The organism is Citrobacter sp. RHBSTW-00881, assembly GCF_013728515.1.
In the GTDB taxonomy this organism is placed as follows: domain Bacteria; phylum Pseudomonadota; class Gammaproteobacteria; order Enterobacterales; family Enterobacteriaceae; genus Citrobacter; species Citrobacter braakii.
The window spans coordinates 83,846-101,893 of record NZ_CP056269.1 but is presented as its reverse complement, the minus strand read 5'-3'; the positions used below and the strand labels follow the sequence as shown (position 1 = coordinate 101,893).

The following is an 18,048-nucleotide window of genomic DNA, read 5'->3' as shown; positions in this document are numbered from 1 at the left end:
TCATAGCGGCGGCGGATGTGACCCCGCCGCACAGACATTATTGCGCAAAAATCGGCAGCAGTAGATACAGCTTAATCACCAGCGCATTGACGATATCGATAAAGAACGCCCCCACCATCGGCACCACCAGAAACGCCATATGGGATGGTCCAAAACGTTCTGTAATTGCCTGCATGTTGGCAATCGCCGTGGGTGTCGCACCGAGGCCAAAACCGCAGTGTCCGGCTGCCAGCACGGCGGCATCGTAGTTCTTACCCATCATGCGCCAGGTGACGAATATCGCGTACAGCGCCATGAAAATGGTCTGCACAACCAGGATTGCCAGCATCGGCAGGGCCAGAGAAGCCAGCTCCCACAGCTTCAGACTCATTAGCGCCATCGCCAGGAACAGCGACAGGCTAACGTTACCCAACACCGAAACCGCGCGCTCGAACACCCGATAAAAACCCATTAACGCCAGGCCGTTACTGAGGATCACCCCAACAAACAGCACGCAGACGAAAGTCGGCAGTTCCAGCACCGTTCCGACCAACATTTGTGCAACGATTTTACCCACCGTCAGACAGATAGCGATCAGCGCAATGGTTTCAATCAGCACCAGCGAAGTGATTATGCGTCCGACATCCGGCTTTTCAAATGCGGTAGGCACAGCCTGATCGTCCGGCATGCCGTCTGGCGTGGTAGAGTGTTTGACCAGATAGCGGGCCACCGGGCCGCCAATCAATCCGCCCAGCACCAGGCCAAACGTTGCGCAAGCCATCGCCACTTCCGTCGCATTAGCGAAACCATAGCGCTCAATAAACAGTTTGCTCCATGCGGCCCCGGTTCCATGCCCGCCAGAGAGGGTTATCGAACCGGCGATCAGACCCATCAGCGGATCCAGACCCAGCAGGGTCGCCATACCAATACCGATGGCGTTTTGCATCAGCAGCAGGCCAACAACCACAATCAGAAAGATACCCACCACGCGGCCACCCGCGCGCAGGCTGGCGATATTGGCGTTCAGGCCGATAGTGGCGAAGAATGCCAGCATCAGCGGATCGCGCAGGGTCATATCGAAGTTCACTTCCCAACCCATGCTTTTTTTCAGCACCAGCAGCGCAATCGCCACCAGCAATCCGCCAGCTACAGGTTCGGGAATGGTGTATTTTTTCAGGAAGGAAACAGACTGGACGAGCTTACGTCCCAGCAGCAACACAAGGGTTGCCGCAACCAGCGTTGATAACGTATCGAGATAAAACATTTACAACTCCATTAGTGCGTTTAGCACAATCACGCACGATGCATTCCAGACCGATTTTTAGCTCTTATTGAGTTTTCGGTGTGGATTTTAAGCAGAAAATCATGAAAAGTTATATAAAAATGTTTGTTTATCCGTTTTAAATATTAAGAACACCTGGTAGCAAACGTTTGCATTTCCGCCATGGTCAGATAAAATCACCGCTTTTCCACCATGGGATTGCCTCTGATGTCCGTTAACGCCGTAGAGTCAACAAATGCGCAACCGGTTGCGCAGACTCACAACAGTGAACTGATTTACCGTCTTGAAGATCGCCCCCCGCTAGCCCAGACCCTGTTTGCCGCCTGTCAGCACCTGCTGGCCATGTTCGTCGCGGTAATCACCCCAGCGCTGTTAATTTGCCAGGCGCTCGGTTTACCGGCTCAGGATACTCAACACATTATCAGTATGTCGCTGTTCGCTTCCGGCGTGGCTTCTATCATTCAGATCAAAGCTTGGGGGCCGGTCGGCTCAGGGCTATTATCCATTCAGGGCACCAGCTTTAACTTTGTTGCGCCACTGATTATGGGCGGTACAGCGCTAAAAACCGGTGGTGCAGATGTCCCAACCATGATGGCGGCGCTGTTCGGTACACTGATGCTGGCAAGCTGCACTGAGATGGTTATCTCACGCGTACTGCATCTGGCGCGTCGTATCATTACCCCGCTGGTCTCAGGCGTGGTGGTGATGATTATCGGCCTGTCACTGATTCAGGTAGGTCTGACGTCGATTGGCGGCGGCTATGCGGCAATGAGCGACAACACCTTTGGCGCACCAAAGAATTTACTGCTGGCTGGCGTCGTGCTGGCGCTGATTATCCTGCTTAACCGCCAGCGCAACCCGTACCTGCGCGTTGCGTCACTGGTGATTGCGATGGCGGCAGGTTACCTGTTGGCGTGGTTTATGGATATGCTGCCGCAAAATACCGCGCCGGTAAGTCAGGACCTGCTGATGGTGCCAACGCCGTTGTATTATGGCCTGGGTATCGACTGGAGCTTACTGCTGCCGCTGATGCTAGTGTTTATGATTACCTCGCTGGAAACCATCGGTGATATTACAGCCACCTCCGATGTCTCCGAGCAGCCCGTTTCTGGTCCGCTGTACATGAAACGCCTGAAAGGCGGCGTACTGGCGAACGGTCTGAACTCGTTTGTTTCAGCCGTATTTAACACCTTCCCGAACTCCTGTTTTGGACAAAACAACGGGGTTATTCAGTTAACGGGCGTTGCCAGCCGCTACGTTGGTTTTGTGGTTGCGCTGATGCTGATCGCGTTGGGCCTGTTCCCGGCGGTCAGCGGTTTTGTACAGCATATTCCTGAGCCGGTACTCGGCGGCGCAACGCTGGTGATGTTCGGTACTATCGCGGCATCCGGCGTGCGTATCGTATCCCGCGAACCGCTGAACCGCCGCGCAATTCTGATTATCGCGCTGTCGCTGGCCGTCGGCCTCGGCGTTTCCCAGCAGCCGCTGATCCTGCAGTTCGCTCCGGACTGGGTGAAAAACCTGCTCTCTTCCGGCATTGCCGCAGGCGGTATTACCGCTATCGTTCTGAATCTGGTGTTCCCACCAGAGAAGCAATAAGCAAAATGCGGCGTTGATTCTGAATCAACGCCGCTGTAACGCTCTTTCACCATTCCCGCCTTGAGCATTGCGCCTAAATCGTGCATAACTTGACTATGTGCACTTCGCGGGATGGAAGACCATGAAATTTATTGGAAAGCTGCTTCTTTACGTGCTGATCGCCCTTGCAGTGGCGATCCTCGGCTTATATTTTCTACTGCAAACCCGCTGGGGCGCAGAGCACGTCAGCGCCTGGGTTTCGCAGAACAGCAGCTACCATCTGGCATTTGATGCCATCGATCACCGGTTTTCTTCTCCTTCCCATATTCTGCTGGAAAACGTCACCTTTGGCCGGGATGGTCAGCCCGCAACGCTGGTCGCCAAAACGGTCGATATTGGACTGAGCAGCCGCCAAATCACCGACCCGCTGCACGTAGACACCATCCTTTTGCAAAACGGCACGCTGAATCTTTCCCAGCAAACTGCGCCGCTGCCGTTCCAGGCCGATCGCCTGCAATTGCAAGATATGGCGCTTAACAGTCCCGGTAGCGAGTGGACCCTGAGCGCGCAGCGCGTTAACGGCGGAGTCATTCCCTGGAGTCCTGAGGCGGGTAAAATTCTCGGGAGTAAAGCGCAAATTCAGCTCAGCGCCAGTTCGTTGACGCTGAACGACGTCCCCACGACCAACGTATTGATTGAAGGCAGTATTGACCATGACCGTGTGATGCTGAGCAATATTGGCGCAGACGTGGCGCGTGGCGCATTAACCGGCGTGGCACAACGCAATGCCGACGGTAGTTGGGTAGTGGAGAATCTGCGCCTGAACGATATTCGGCTGCAAAGCGACAAATCGCTGGCCGAGTTTTTTGCTCCGTTAAGCACTATTCCTTCCCTGCAAATTGGTCGTCTGGAAGTAACAGATGCCCGTCTGCAAGGCCCTGACTGGGCGGTGACGGATCTCGATCTGAGCTTGCGCAACATGACCTTCAGCAAGGACGACTGGCAAACTCAGGAAGGAAAACTGTCGATGAACGCCAGCGAGTTTATCTACGGCTCTCTGCACTTTTTCGATCCGATTATGAACGCCGAGTTTTCGCCGCAGGGCATAGCGCTGCGTCAGTTCACCACCCGCTGGGAAGGGGGAATGGTCAGAACCTCCGGAAACTGGCAGCGCAACAACAAAGCGCTGGTCCTCGATGATGCCGCCATTGCCGGCCTGGAGTACACGCTGCCGGAAAACTGGAAACAGTTGTGGATGAAACCCCTACCAGCCTGGCTAGCCAGCCTGACGCTGAAGAAATTCAGCGCCAGCCGTAATCTGGTGATTGATATCGACCCGAGCTTCCCATGGCAGCTCACCGCGCTGGACGGCTACGGTGCTAACCTCGGGCTGGTGCAGAACAATCAGTGGGGGATCTGGAGCGGGAGCGCTAACCTCAACGCCGCTGCCGGCACCTTTAACCGCACCGACGTGCGTCGTCCTTCGCTGGCGCTGACGGCGAACAGCAGCACCATCAATATCAGCGAACTAAGCGCCTATACGGAAAAAGGGTTGCTGGAGGCCACTGCCAGTATTTCACAGTTGCCTCAGCGTCAAACTCAGGTCAGCCTGAACGGGCGCGGCGTGCCAATGACGATTCTGCAACAGTGGGGATGGCCCGCACTGCCGCTTTCCGGCGACGGTAACATCCAGCTTACGGCCAGCGGCAATATTCAAGCCGATGCGCCACTCAAGCCAACGGTCAGCGGCCAGTTGCATGCGGTGAACGTGGAGAAACAGCAGGTAACGCAAACCATGCAGGCGGGCGTGGTATCCGGTAGTGAAGTTACCGCCCCACCCGCTGCGCAGTAAAATCTGACGGCCCGGCGGCGATTTGCCGACTGGGTCGCCGTTTATCGCTGTAAGCGCGCATATTCACTGCACAACAGCCACTTCACCGGCTCGTCCTCTTCTATCGCCGGGAAGCGACCGCCTGGCTCAAGGAAGTGATTGTCATGCAGGTCGTCATTGACCATCGAGATCTCCCAGCCCAGCACGAACGCTTTCTCCGCCCAAAAGCGATGATACAACCGCGGCGGCAGGCATACCCCCTGCCCCGGTTTCAATACCAGCGTCTCGCCAGCGTCAACGGAACGCCGCTGACCATCGACGCTAACCTCAACAATGCGCCGGGCATCATACCCGCCATCAGGCGTAGCCCACGCCAACTGCATACATAAATCACCGCCGCCGCGGTTAACGATATCTTCCATTTTATGACGATGAAAATGCCATGGCGTCTGCTGATCCTGCTGAATCTGCAGCATCTTTTCGGCGTACGGTTTGGGGTAGCTGGCTGACCCTAACTGACCATTGCGCAACGTCAGTAACGTCAGCCCCGTTTGCGCAAAATCTCCGCGCCCAAAGTCGGTTATATCCCAGCCCAGTTGGAGATCGAGCACTTCACGCCACAGAGTGTGATCCTGTTGCCGCCAGGCATCAGCCGTAAAATACGCAAAGTCAGGCAGGCAAACCCGAAAAGTCTCGGCGATGGCATGCGCTTTATCGACGGCATAATTAATGTGTGAACGCTTCATTCCACTTTTCCTTGTTGCGAAAAAGGCGGGTCACCCCGCCTGTATGCTGTTAGTAAAGTGACGCTTTGCCGGTTGAGCCGAACAGTTTCATTTTGTGACGGATCACATCTCGCGCGGCGCTAATGGCTTCCGGGTAAATAACGTTCGGGTCCCACCAGGTTTCTTTCGCCAGGATTTCGCGGACTTTCTGGAAGTAAGCGTATTTCATATCGCTGGAAATGTTGATTTTGCCAACGCCCAGCGTAACGGACTCAGCAATTTCCGCATCCGGGTTCGCGGAACCTCCGTGCAGCACGAGCGGAATGTCCACTCGCCCGGCGATGTCGCGCAGGATGCTCATTTGCAGCTCTGGCTGCATCCCTTTCGGGTAGATGCCGTGTGCAGTTCCAATCGCCACCGCCAGCGTGTCCGCGCCGGTACGGGCGATAAAATCCTGTGCCTGATCAGGATCGGTATAAGTGACCTTCGATACGCCACCTTCCACTGACGTCCCGGTTTGACCAATCGTACCCAGTTCCCCTTCCACCGAAACGCCTACCGCATGCGCCAGCTTGACCACTTCGCGGGTCAGCGCCACGTTCTCTTCATACGGCAGCAGCGAGCCATCAATCATCACCGAGGTAAACCCACACTGAATCGCCCGCAGGACATGCTCGACCGAAGCGCCGTGGTCCAGATGCAGAGTAAAGGGAACCGGGCTGCGCAGAGTGATATCACGGACGTAGCTAAAAAACGCATCGCCTACAAAATCATGTTCGCTGGGGTGAATGGAGATAATCGCCGGGGTATTGGTTGCTTCCGCTTCTTCCACTACTGCACGTACAAAGCAGCTGTCCGCCACGTTGAATGCGCCGATGGCAAAACCGTGCTGACGGGTAGGTTGCAGTAATTCTTTCATCGAAACTAACATGTTAATTCTCCAGTTTCAGGGTGTAGAAAGCCCTGCCAGTGCGTCGTCGCAGAGGCATAGAAGGCGTTACAGAAAATGAATCAGGCTTTGTCGATAGCGCCGCTGGCCTGCAGGTACGGAATAATGGCTTCCTCGCAGGCCTGCTCCATCAGGGCCAGGGCATCAACGAGTTCACCGGATGTGTCGCGACACAGGGTATGCAGCAGAGCAGCCTTTCCGGCCTCGAAAACCGCCGCGCCAACGTTTATCTTGGCGACGCCAAACGTCGGGCAGCGCTGTAGCTGGTCAAACGGCGTCCCGCTGCCGCCATGCAGCGCCAGCGGCACCGTTGATAAACGGGCAATTTCCTCCAGTCGCTGGAAATCAATGGCGGGTATGACACCGGGCGCGTACATGCCATGTGCCGTGCCGACCGAGACCGCCAGTAAATCGATCCCGGTTTGTTGGATAAAGGGCTCCACATCGGCGGCCTGGGTCATCAAATCAGCGTTAGCTGCGTGATCATAGCGCGGGGCGTCGGCCAGATGCCCCAGCTCACCTTCCACGCACAGAGAAACGCTGGTCGCGAGCTCAACCACCGCCCGGGTCTGGCGAATGTTCTCCTCCAGCGCAAAGGCGGAGGCGTCGATCATTAACCCGCTGAATCCGGCGCGAAAAGCCTGGCGAATGCGCACTGGGTCCTTTCCATGATCCAGCGCCAGCGCGACCGGTATCGACGCTTCCTCTGCCAGCGTTTTGACGACCGCCACCGCTATCGGTGCAGGAAAATGGCCCAGATGCCCCTGATACAGATTCAGAATGATGGGCGCACGGTGTTTCTCAGCCACCCGCACCGCCGCACGGGCGCTTTCCAGGTTCATACAGTTGATGGCCAGCAGCGCGTACTGCTCGCGCCAGGCTTTCGTCACCATGCTTTTCATATCGGCAAACATACGGCCTCCGGTTATTCCAGGGTGAAGGTGATCTCTTCGTCTTTCAGCTTTTGATCGCTAAGTTCATCAAACTCTTCGTCACGTTCGGTCACCGGTTTCTTCCACAACGACAGCATGACGCCGCAAATCACCGTGCCGATCCCCAGCGCCATGCAAAACAGTAGCGGATGCGTAAAGAGCGGGACCACGAACATGCCGCCGTGCGGTACCGGGCTTTCGACGCCCCACACCATAATCAGACCGCCCGCTATCGCCGAGGCCACCACGCAGGACCCCACCACGCGCAGCAGGTCGCGCGCCGCAATGGGAATGACTCCTTCGGTAATCATGCAGATCCCCATCGGGAATGCCGCTTTCAGCGCCTCACGCTCCGCGCGGGTGTACTTGTGACGCGTCAGCAAAAAGGAGAGCGTAATGCCGAACGGAGGGATTATCGAACCGACAAACTTCACCGCTTCCGGACCGTACACGCCGCTGACCAACATGCCGTCAGCAAATAGCGACATGGTTTTATTCACCGGTCCGCCAAAGTCGAATGTCGCCATTGCGCCAAGGATGGCCCCCATTAAAAAGCGTGACCCGCCCTGCATGGACTCCAGCAGATGAATCAACGCGTCCTGCAGCCAGGCTATCGGTTTGCCAATGAGCGTCATCATCAACAGGCCGCCAATGACGGTACTCAGTACCGGCAACACCATGATGGGCATCAACCCCTGCATCGACTGCGGCAAACGGATATAGCGCTTGAGCAGCAGGACGGTATAACCGACCAGAAAACCGCCCAGCATCCCGCCGATAAAACCGGTATGAATTTCACCGCAGACAAAGCCGACAATCAGACCCGGTGCGAATCCGGGGCGGTCAGCAATGGAGTACGCAATCGCCGCGCTAATCAGCGGTACGATTAACCCCATCCCCCAGCCGCCAATCTGGTTGAGCATCCAGGGGATGGTTCCTGTTTTTTCACCCACGTCAGTGCCGCCAAGTATTTGCCCGAGAGCAATACAGATCCCGGCGGCAACAATTAACGGGATCATCCACGAAATCCCCGTTAATAAATGTCTTTTTATTTCCTGAGATAGCGGAATTTTATTTTCACTCATGTGAAATCCCTCCAGAATGGGGATCGCTACTGGTTATTATTAACTAATGATTTTTCGACCTTTTCAAGAAACTGAATGGGCGATTTTATGACGATTTCAGTTTTTACTCGCACAATACGTTTATTTAAAAATCGTTCCTCCCCTTTTATTTTTACATCCACAGCGAGAATCACGACATCAGCAGCAGAAATGTCCTCTGTCAGCAGTTCGTTTTCCGTGCCGATAGTCCCCTGGGTTTCTACTCTTATATTATGACCAAGCGCTTTAGCACCTTTAATTAACTTCTCACGGGCAATATAGGTGTGCGCAATACCCGCCGTACAGGCGGCAACACAAACAATATTCATAACATGCTCCACGTTTTATTTAGCAGACATTGGATTCAGCATATTGGCTAAAAAGCTCAATAATTTTCTGTGGACTGCTTTCGACTAACAGTTGTTCAATAATGTCCTCATCCGCCAACGCGCCGGCAACCTGCGAAAGCAGACGAATATGGGTAGTGTTTTGATCTTCAAGGCGTACGGCAAACAGAATGATGCAGCGCACGTTGCTGCCGTCCAGGGTTTCCCAGGGAATATCCTGGCGGGTACGCCCAATCGCCAGCGTGGTATTGACCACCGCCGAGGATTTCCCGTGCGGAATCGCAATATGATTTTCGAATCCGGTCGAGCCTTCTGCTTCACGCTGCCAGACATCCTGAATAAACGTTTCCCGACAGCTAATTGCCCCATCTTTTTGCAGAATATCCGTCAGTTCCTCAATAACCTCCGTTTTGTTTGTGGCCTTCATGTCCAAAATAACGCGATTTGTATTGAGTATTTTCGTGATGTCCATAAATCATACCTCATGGAGTTCAGACATTAATTTTCAACGACCAGCGACGTCGCCCGATGTAATTTTTCCGTAATAACCGTTTCTGTTACCCGCTTAATATCCGCATCATTGAAGAAGGCGGTGACATACACGACCGGCATGGCAACGGCAGGTAAATTGATCGTCGATACCACCAGTTCAATATCGTCCGTCAGGACGGAGGGCAAGCTGCCTGCCGACACCACGCCGACGATGGTCCAGTCCGGAAAGGCGCGCAGAATGCGGCTTTTGAGTAAGTGAGAGGTGCCGATACCGGTTGAGCAAACCAGCAGCACACGTTTACGCGCTATCTGACGCTCCATCGCGGCCTGAAAATGCACGGTTAAATATCCCACCTCATCATCCGACACGGCCCGTTCGCCCCAGCCGCTAAACACCCGATTCACCGCACACTGAGTCAGACGCCAGACGTCCTGCAACTCGCCTTTAATGTCCTCCAGCAGCGGATTACGAATGCGGATCTGGTAGTTCAGGCGGTTAATCAGCGGCTTAATATGGATCAGCAATCCGTCATACAGCGCAGTGTCCTGGCTAAGATCGCAGTCAACCATTTCGGCGAAGGTGGCAATCAGCCGATGGGTAATCAAGCGTGCTTCGTCGCTGGAGTGCATATGGCCAATTACGGTCACATCGTTATGCTCTTCAATCACCATACCGGAGGAGATAATATATTGATAAATAAACCAGACTTCGTCTTCCGGCAGCGGATGGGCAATGCGTTTTTCGATATGCTGAATCATGCGACTGGCAATGGAAAAGATGTTCTCATCACATGACGTGATGCTTTCTTCTTTTCTCGGTAGCGCATTGCCCCGCGTAATGCGGTACATCATGATCAGAATATGAGTAAAGATATTGACGTAATAAGGCTCGCCCAGCGACCAGCACAGATCGTTCTCCATTTCCTGCAACAGCGTCTGGACAAATAAAACGTCTTCTTCGCCAAAGTAATGCACTAACGCTTTATAACTGCCCGGATCAAGTCGTGAATAAATCACGCTTCCAGGTTCATTATGGTTAATCACACCGTTAATCAGCGACGCCATCGCCTGGCGCACCCCGCTCTCGCTGCCTTCAATGTGTGTGCCGCTCTGGCTGCGAATCAGCGACAGGCCCAGCGGGGTAATCCAGGATTCAATTACTTTCAGATCGTTAACAATCGATGCACTACTAATAAAATAACGTTCGGATAATTTATTGATCGATGTTTCATGCGGCGTTTCACTTAATAATTGCGAGGCTATCTTAACCCGCCGTGAATTATTCATCATGCCGTCAGCATCATCACCCTCCGACCCTAATAACTGATCCAGATATAAAAGGTCAGTAATGTTATCGGCACTTAATATCACGCCCGCACCGGCACGTTTATCGATGGATATTTTCCATTCCGATAACCATTGTTCCAGTAACCGCAGATCGCGCTGGACGGTTTTCTCTGAAACAGATAAATATTCGGCAATTTTTAGCAGCGTAACATATTCCTTCCTGGACAGAAGAAACTTTAATAATCTGTTTTGTCGCGAGGTAATCATTTGCATTATTTACCCTTATTACATACCAGATTAAATATCTATACCCGTCATACTTCAAGCTGCATGTGCGTTGGCTTTCCTCGCTCACCCCTGTCACGTACTTATGTACGCTCAGGGGATTCGCTGCGTCGCCGCCTTCCTGCAACTCGAATTATTTAGGTTATAAAGAAGCGTTTATGCTCCACGTGTAATCCGTGATGATAAATATAAGAGGACTACGATGCGCCAACAATACTAAATCGTGTCCTGTATTCCGGACAGAAATAAGACAAAAAGAGGAAATAGTGAGATATTTACGGCGCAGATCACATTTTTCGCGGGAATTAGAGTGATAGCGCTCGCAAATATGGGGAGGTAAAAATTAAAGTCTGGATGTTTTTGATTTTCAGATCTGGAACGCTGCTCGCGGCGTGGGCCGGATAAGACGCATCCGGCACCACGTCGACACATGCTTACAAGGTAATCGTCAGCTCACTGCCCTGTGGAGTAATAACTACACCCAGCTCGCTGCCCATATGCGAACCGCATTTAATGCCGCCAATTTTCTGAATATTTCGCAGGCACAGCGTCCAGTTACGCGCATCTCCACTACCTTGCACGGTGATGGTATTACCCGTGCGCACCGCCTTCAGCGTGAAGATAACCGAGCCGTCAGCAGCCGGAACTTCACAGAGTGCTTCCCGCCCCTCCTGCAGATGGAACAGCTGGAACGCTGTCCCTTCGTGCCAGGCGTAGTCCGGCTTCTGGTTATTGCTGCCCAGCGCCAGCAGGGTGTTCTCACGCACATAAACCGGCAGACTCAGGAAGTCATGCTGCTGCTTATGCCAGCGGCTGCCGGCCACCTCATCATTACGCCACAGATGCGTCCAGCGTCCTTCCGGCAGGTAGAACTGCACATCGCCCGCCTCGCTAAACACCGGCGCGACCATCACGCTATCGCCCAGCATGTACTGGCGGTCGAGATAATCACACGCCGGATCGTCCGGGAACTCCAGCATCATCGCGCGCATCATCGGGGTGCCCTGCGCATTAGCGCGCGCTGCTTCACGATACAGGTACGGCATCATGCGGCATTTCTGTTCGGTGAAGTAGCGCACCACATCGCAGGATTCGTCATCGTACGCCCATGGCACACGGTAGGATTTACTGCCATGCAGGCGGCTGTGGCTGGAGAGCAGCCCAAACGCACACCAGCGCTTGTAGACGTGCGCCGGAGCGGTATTCTCAAAGCCGCCGATATCGTGGCTCCAGAAGCCAAAGCCGGACAGGCCAATAGACAAACCACCGCGCAGGCTTTCCGCCATCGATTCATAGTTGGCGTAGCAGTCGCCGCCCCAGTGCACCGGAAACTGCTGTGCGCCCACGGAGGCCGAACGGGCGAACAGCACCGCCTCTTCTTCACCGACGGTTTCTTTCAGCACGTTCCACACCAGTTCGTTGTAGATGTACGCATAATGGTTGTGCATCTTCTGCGGATCGGCACCGTCAAACCACTGCACATCCGTGGGGATGCGTTCGCCAAAGTCAGTTTTGAAGCAGTCAACGCCGATATCCACCAGACCTTTCAGCTTGTTGGCATACCACTCGCAGGCTTGTGGATTAGTGAAGTCATAAATCGCCAGGCCCGGCTGCCATTTATCCCATTGCCACAGGGAACCGTCCGGGCGCTTGAGCAGATACCCTTTCGCTTTCAGTTCATTGAACAGCGGGGATTTCTGACCGATGTAGGGGTTTATCCATACGCACACCTTCAGCCCTTTCTCTTTCAGGCGGCGGATCATACCTTCCGGGTCCGGGAAGGTCACCGGGTCCCACTCAAAGTCGCACCACTGGAAGGCCTTCATCCAGAAACAGTCGAAGTGAAAGACGTGCAGCGGCAGATTGCGCTCGGCCATGCCGTCGATAAAGCTGTTCACCGTCGCTTCGTCGTAATTGGTGGTGAATGACGTGGTCAGCCACAGACCGAACGACCAGGCTGGCGGCAGCGCCGGACGGCCGGTAAAGCGGGTATAGCGATCCAGCACCGCCTTCGGCGTTGGGCCGTCGATGACGAAATATTCCAGATACTCGCTTTCAACGCTGAACTGCACTTTCGACACTTTCTCAGAGCCGATTTCAAACGACACGCACTGCGGATGGTTCACCAGCACACCGTAGCCGCGGTTGGTGAGATAAAACGGGATGTTCTTGTAAGACTGTTCGGTACTGGTACCGCCGTCGCGGTTCCAGGTTTCCACCGTCTGACCGTTACGTACCAACGCGGTAAAACGCTCCCCCAGCCCGTACACCGTTTCCCCCACGCCCAAATCCAGACGCTCAAACATATAGTTACGCCCGCTGTGGGTATCCTGCACGTAACCGCTATTCTTTAGCTGACTGCCGGTAATACGTTCACCATTACGCAGGAAATCCAGCAACCAGAACTCACCTTTGGTCACCCGAACGCTCAGATTGCCGCTCTTCAGTTCGGCAAATTCAGCGGTGTTTCGCATCTCAACATTGACGTCCTGCAACACGTTCAGCGGGTAATGCGGGCCGGTATCCAGCGCGCCCTGGAAGTGCTCCATACGTACGCCCACCACCCCTTCCTGCGGCGAGAAAAAGCGTAAGGTGAAGAGTGGGGTATCCAGTTGCCAGGTACGTTCACGCACGTCGCGCGGCGCAACGTAGACAATCATCTCGTTACCCTGCTGTTCAACGTCGAACACCTGAATTGGGTGTATTAAATTCAGGCCAGGTTGGGTCAGCCAGTTACCATCGCTAATTTTCATCGTCAGTTCCTTAGTTCTGTAATTCTTTCGTCGTGAAATCCTGCTGGTTGCGGCGCGCGCCCTGAGCCAACTGACTCATAATTTCCGTCAGATACGGCGTTTTCAGGGTATAGAAGCGTTTGGCAATCACGGCACTCAGCAGGTAACAAATCGCCGGGACAATGGTGAACAGGGCGATGATGATGCTAATGGTGGCGCTGTTCTGGGTTTTCGCTGCGGCGTCGTAGCCACCGCCCGCCAGCATCCAGCCGATCAGCGCCCCACCGAGCGCCAGACCCAGCTTGAGCACGAACAACGTGCCCGCAAAGCTGATCCCCGTCAGGCGTTTACCGTTGCACCATTCGCCGTAATCAACGGTGTCGGACATCATTACCCACTGGATTGGCGTAACGAGCTGGTGCAGTACACCAATGACAAAAATAAAGATAAACATGGTGATGCTGGCGTGCATCGGCACAAAGAACATCGCCAGGCTCGCCACCGCCAGCGCAGCGTTGGTCCACCAGAAGACGCTGACTTTGCATTTCCAGTCGGTCAGCGGTTTTGCCAGCGCAGAGCCGATCAGGTTGCCGACGCAATAGGCGGTGAGAAAGGCGACAAACACCTCCGGCTTACCCAAAATCCAGGTGACGTAATACATCATCGCGCCGCCACGAACGCAGACGGCCAGAATATTGAGGATGGTCAGCAGGCCGACGATGCGCCATTGGTCGTTTTGCCAGATGTCGCGCAGGTCTTCACGCATAGAGGTGGTGCTCGGCGGCGCTTCCACGCGTTCTTTGGTAGTGAAGAAGCAGAACGCCAGCATCAGGAACGCCACCACGGAGAGCACCGCAATCCCACCTTGAAAGCCGAACGCTTTATCCTCGCCACCAATCAGATTCACCAGCGGCATCATCAGCACGGTGGAGAGCATGCCGCCCGCCGTCGCCAGCACAAAGCGCCATGATTGCAGGGAGATACGCTGCGTAGGGTCATTAGTGATCACGCCGCCCAGCGCGCAGTAGGGAATATTGACCACGGTATAAAGCAGGGTCAGCAGCGTGTAGGTGATTGCGGCATAAATCATTTTGCCGTTCAGGCTGAGATCCGGCGTGCTATAGGCCAGCACGCAAACCAGACCAAACGGCAGTGCGCCGAACAGCACCCATGGGCGGAATTTCCCCCAGCGCGAACGGGTACGGTCGGCCAGCAACCCCATGCAAGGGTCTGAGATGGCATCCAGCGCGCGGGCCAGTAAGAACATGGTGCCGACAAATCCGGCTGGGATACCAAAAATATCGGTATAGAAGAACATCATATATAACATGACGTTATCGAAGATAATGTGGCTAGCCGCATCGCCCATTCCGTAGCCAATCTTCTCTTTAACAGACAGAATTTCACTTTTCATTACGCATCCTTGTTAGCACTTTCACACGCCCTGATACCGGTTACAGTTCTTGTAAACCATCCCTGTGAGCGCGGGTATTCCGATATCTCGTTATCAAATTACGATTCTTGTTTTCTGTGATCAGCGTAGCGTCTAAAAATGTGTCTAAGTGTAAGTAATGGATTTTGCGGGGATTTATTTGAAACTGGTCATGGTATAGAGAAACGGAAGTTAAAAAAGTGAGTGAGGGGGTGTGGAAACGTTTGGAAGTAGCTATAATGCGCCCCGCCTCCATGTAGCAATCGAGGCGCGGAAGATCGTCATCTCCGGTGAGGTGGCTGGACTTCAAATCCAGTTGGGGACGCCAGCGTTCCCGGGCAGGTTCGACTCCTGTGATCTTCCGCCAATTTGCCTCTCCTGAACTCCCTCGAAGTCAACAAAACCCCTGTAATACCTGATAAAATAAGAGAAATAACCCCACCATTGTCGCCTGAAGGTAATCGGCATCAAGTCCTTTTTGGGGGTACATTAGGGGGTGTTATTTTCCTTTAAAATATCAGCACCCCCATAATGGTAAAAATGTGATATATAACAACAGGTTTCAAAGACATCTTTGTTATATAAGGGGTACATGGGGGTATCAGGTTAATCATTAGCGGAAGTCCCCTGGAGGATGGATTTATCAAAAGCCGGAGGATGTAATGGCGCTAACCGATGTAAAAGTGAAAACCGCAAAGCCAAAAGAAAAGCCCTATAAGCTGACCGATGGCGGCGGCATGTATCTACTGATTAACGCTAATGGTTCCAAATACTGGCGTATGAAGTACCGCTTCGCCGGTAAAGAAAAGATGCTTTCCATTGGCGTATACCCTGATGTTTCCCTGGCAGACGCACGCGAAAAGCGCAGTGAGGCCAGAAAAATTCTCTCCGCTGGAGGAGATCCGGGTGAAGTAAAGAAAGAAGAAAAAATCGCCCAGCAAATGAGCCAAAAGAATACGTTCGAGGCCATTGCCCGCGAATGGCATCAGACGAAAGCCGATCGCTGGTCATTACGCTACCGCGATGAAATCATCGACACCTTCGAGAAGGATATCTTCCCTCATACGGGAAGACGCCCTATCGTCGATATTAAGCCGATGGACTGGCTTGAGATCCTTCGTCGCCTTGAAAAGCGCGGCGCTTTAGAGAAAATGCGCAAAGTCCGCCAGCGTTGTAATGAAGTCTACCGTTACGCTATCGTTACCGGGAGAGCTGAATATAATCCCGTGTCAGATCTTGCTACAGCGCTGGCAACGCCTAAGAAAACACATTTCCCGTTCCTCACAGTCGAAGAGTTACCACACTTCCTTAAAGATCTGGCCGGATACACCGGTAGTATTATCACCAAAACAGCCACACAGATCATCATGTTAACCGGCGTGCGTACACAAGAGCTGCGTTTCGCTCGCTGGGAAGATATCTATTTTGAGAAGAAATTGTGGGAAATCCCGGCAGAAGTGATGAAGATGAAACGGCCTCATATTGTGCCGCTCTCAGAGCAGGTCATTGCGCTGTTTGCACAGCTTGAACCGATCTCAAGGCATCACCCGCTGGTTTTTATCGGCAGGAATGATCCTCGCAAGCCGATCAGCAAGGAAAGCATTAATCAGGTTATCGAATTGCTGGGATATAAAGGCAGGCTGACGGGGCACGGTTTCCGCCACACGATGAGCACCATTCTGCATGAGCAGGGGTTTAACTCCGCGTGGATTGAAACGCAGCTTGCACACGTCGATAAGAACGCGATTCGCGGGACGTATAACCATGCTCAGTATCTTGATGGGCGTAGGGAAATGATGCAGTGGTATGCGGATTATATCGATGAGTTAGGGAGAGCTGGGGCAGTGGTAGAAGGGATGTTTGGGAAGACTGCATAAATTAATAAATAGCCTTCTAGCGGTAAAGATGGCTATTTATTTAAGGTTTCATGACGCTTTGTTTTCAAAAAGCTCTGAATTGCTGGCGTAAGGTACTTTCCCGGAAGGAACCACCTTTGCAGCAGTATTCAAATGCACATCCTGATCGTCAAAGAAAATGTGCGGTTTAAATGCCTTCAAAACTTTTGTTTTCTCTACACCGCCAAGAAAAAAAGCTTCATCGACATACACCCCCCAGCTTCTCAGTGTTTTAATGACGCGCATTTCCGATGGGCTGTTTCTGGCGGTCACCAGTGCAATACGGACAGGGGAATACTCAACTCTTGTCGGTAGTCGCTCCTGAAGCTTGGCTATTTTTTTTAGCAAAGTGGCATATGGACCCTCAGCCATTGGGATATCTTGTTGTGCATCCTCCAGCGCATGAAAAGCAGCCATCCCTTGAGTCTTATAAACTAACTCACTTTCATCAGAGAAAAGCACGGCATCACCGTCAAACGCAATGCGGACCTGCCCTTCCGGGATATCTGAGGCGTCGGAGGGAGGATCTTTGAGGATTGCAGCGGCGCAGAATCGGGAATCAATTACCTTTTGCGCATCTTCAACGTTAGTTGTTAAAAACAGATCCACATCAAAGGCATCAAGGTAATCGGCAACGGTTTCGCCTGCGGTAAAAGCTGAACGTGTAATATCGAGTTTGTCATGGCGAATGGTATTTAGAACACGGATACCTGTATCAGGACTGTTACGCGACATAACAACGACTTCAACCAACGGTGATTGATCATCCGGTTGACGATACTGGTTCAGACCCAGAAGCGCTTTGACCAAGGGGTAACCTGTACCAGGCTGCAAAGGTTGGTTTTCGTGTTCCAGCATGTAGGCGCGATACTTTTCAATGGCGCTATCAGGATCGGTCGCATAGGTTTCCCGAAACATGCGATCGGATTCACTCATGTCAAAAAGCGCAGTTGCACTGATGCCAATAACTAAGGTGTTACTTAAATCTAAAGGCATTGTTTATCCTGAAGTAAAGGGGCAAGATTACTGCACCACCGTATCATAACGCAGGCACTGTGTAGCGGATACTGGCCACAGATCTATAGATAATGGGCCAAATTGCCAGAACAGATAAATGAATTTTAAAGGTGCAAAATTTTTTAATCATGCACTGGAGATGGCAACCGCAATGTCTTACCGTTGTCTCAGTTGAGGATTTT

The 18,048-nt window shown here is 53.0% G+C and carries 14 protein-coding genes and 1 tRNA gene; 4 read left to right on the top strand and 11 right to left on the bottom strand.

What is annotated here, in order from left to right:
• Positions 1–37: 37 nt before the first annotated feature.
• Positions 38–1,243 (bottom strand): sodium/glutamate symporter, encoded by a 1,206-nt coding sequence (gltS, locus tag HV311_RS00480; protein WP_016155009.1) that lies wholly within the window; start codon positions 1,241–1,243, stop codon positions 38–40.
• A gap of 225 nt (positions 1,244–1,468) precedes the next feature.
• Between gltS and xanP the strand changes: the two genes are divergently transcribed.
• Complete coding sequence (gene xanP, locus HV311_RS00475; RefSeq protein ID WP_003024026.1) at positions 1,469–2,860, top strand: xanthine/proton symporter XanP; 1,392 nt, start codon at positions 1,469–1,471, stop codon at positions 2,858–2,860.
• Between the two features lie 121 nt (positions 2,861–2,981).
• Positions 2,982–4,691, top strand: a complete 1,710-nt coding sequence (locus HV311_RS00470) for an AsmA family protein (protein WP_047358797.1) — start codon at positions 2,982–2,984, stop codon at positions 4,689–4,691.
• Positions 4,692–4,732: 41 nt separating this feature from the next.
• On the opposite strand, the gene HV311_RS00465 is transcribed toward HV311_RS00470, so the two are convergent.
• The 9 genes from HV311_RS00465 to HV311_RS00425 form a co-directional block, all read right to left on the bottom strand.
• Positions 4,733–5,416, bottom strand: coding sequence for a D-lyxose/D-mannose family sugar isomerase (locus HV311_RS00465; RefSeq protein WP_065554401.1), 684 nt, complete (start codon positions 5,414–5,416; stop codon positions 4,733–4,735).
• A 49-nt stretch (positions 5,417–5,465) separates the two neighbouring features.
• Positions 5,466–6,326 carry a ketose-bisphosphate aldolase gene (locus HV311_RS00460; protein WP_191220598.1) on the bottom strand — a complete coding sequence of 287 codons (861 nt, stop codon included), beginning with the start codon at positions 6,324–6,326 and terminating at the stop codon, positions 5,466–5,468.
• 80 nt (positions 6,327–6,406) lie between these two features.
• Complete coding sequence (locus HV311_RS00455) at positions 6,407–7,258, bottom strand: class II fructose-bisphosphate aldolase (protein ID WP_191220597.1); 852 nt, start codon at positions 7,256–7,258, stop codon at positions 6,407–6,409.
• Between the two features lie 11 nt (positions 7,259–7,269).
• Positions 7,270–8,361 carry a PTS fructose transporter subunit IIC gene (locus HV311_RS00450; RefSeq protein ID WP_191220596.1) on the bottom strand — a complete coding sequence of 364 codons (1,092 nt, stop codon included), beginning with the start codon at positions 8,359–8,361 and terminating at the stop codon, positions 7,270–7,272.
• Positions 8,362–8,387: 26 nt separating this feature from the next.
• A complete protein-coding gene (locus tag HV311_RS00445) occupies positions 8,388–8,708 on the bottom strand; it encodes a PTS fructose transporter subunit IIB (RefSeq protein ID WP_016155014.1) in 321 nt (106 codons plus the stop codon).
• A gap of 19 nt (positions 8,709–8,727) precedes the next feature.
• Positions 8,728–9,198 (bottom strand): PTS sugar transporter subunit IIA, encoded by a 471-nt coding sequence (locus tag HV311_RS00440; RefSeq protein WP_191220595.1) that lies wholly within the window; start codon positions 9,196–9,198, stop codon positions 8,728–8,730.
• A 26-nt stretch (positions 9,199–9,224) separates the two neighbouring features.
• Positions 9,225–10,778 (bottom strand): BglG family transcription antiterminator, encoded by a 1,554-nt coding sequence (locus tag HV311_RS00435; RefSeq protein WP_149382467.1) that lies wholly within the window; start codon positions 10,776–10,778, stop codon positions 9,225–9,227.
• Between the two features lie 446 nt (positions 10,779–11,224).
• A complete protein-coding gene (yicI, locus tag HV311_RS00430; protein WP_191220594.1) occupies positions 11,225–13,543 on the bottom strand; it encodes an alpha-xylosidase in 2,319 nt (772 codons plus the stop codon).
• A gap of 10 nt (positions 13,544–13,553) precedes the next feature.
• Entirely contained in the window at positions 13,554–14,936 is a 1,383-nt protein-coding gene (locus tag HV311_RS00425) for a glycoside-pentoside-hexuronide family transporter (protein WP_016155017.1), read from the bottom strand.
• Between the two features lie 290 nt (positions 14,937–15,226).
• Between HV311_RS00425 and HV311_RS00420 the strand changes: the two genes are divergently transcribed.
• Together HV311_RS00420 and HV311_RS00415 are read left to right on the top strand one after the other, a co-directional pair.
• Positions 15,227–15,321, top strand: a tRNA-Sec gene (locus HV311_RS00420).
• Between the two features lie 295 nt (positions 15,322–15,616).
• Positions 15,617–16,831: a tyrosine-type recombinase/integrase gene (locus tag HV311_RS00415; RefSeq protein WP_191220593.1), complete on the top strand. Its 1,215-nt coding sequence runs from the start codon at positions 15,617–15,619 to the stop codon at positions 16,829–16,831.
• A 48-nt stretch (positions 16,832–16,879) separates the two neighbouring features.
• Here HV311_RS00415 and HV311_RS00410 read toward each other — a convergent pair whose 3' ends face one another.
• Positions 16,880–17,845, bottom strand: coding sequence for a 5'-nucleotidase (locus HV311_RS00410; protein ID WP_032250630.1), 966 nt, complete (start codon positions 17,843–17,845; stop codon positions 16,880–16,882).
• Between the last annotated feature and the right edge of the window lie 203 nt (positions 17,846–18,048).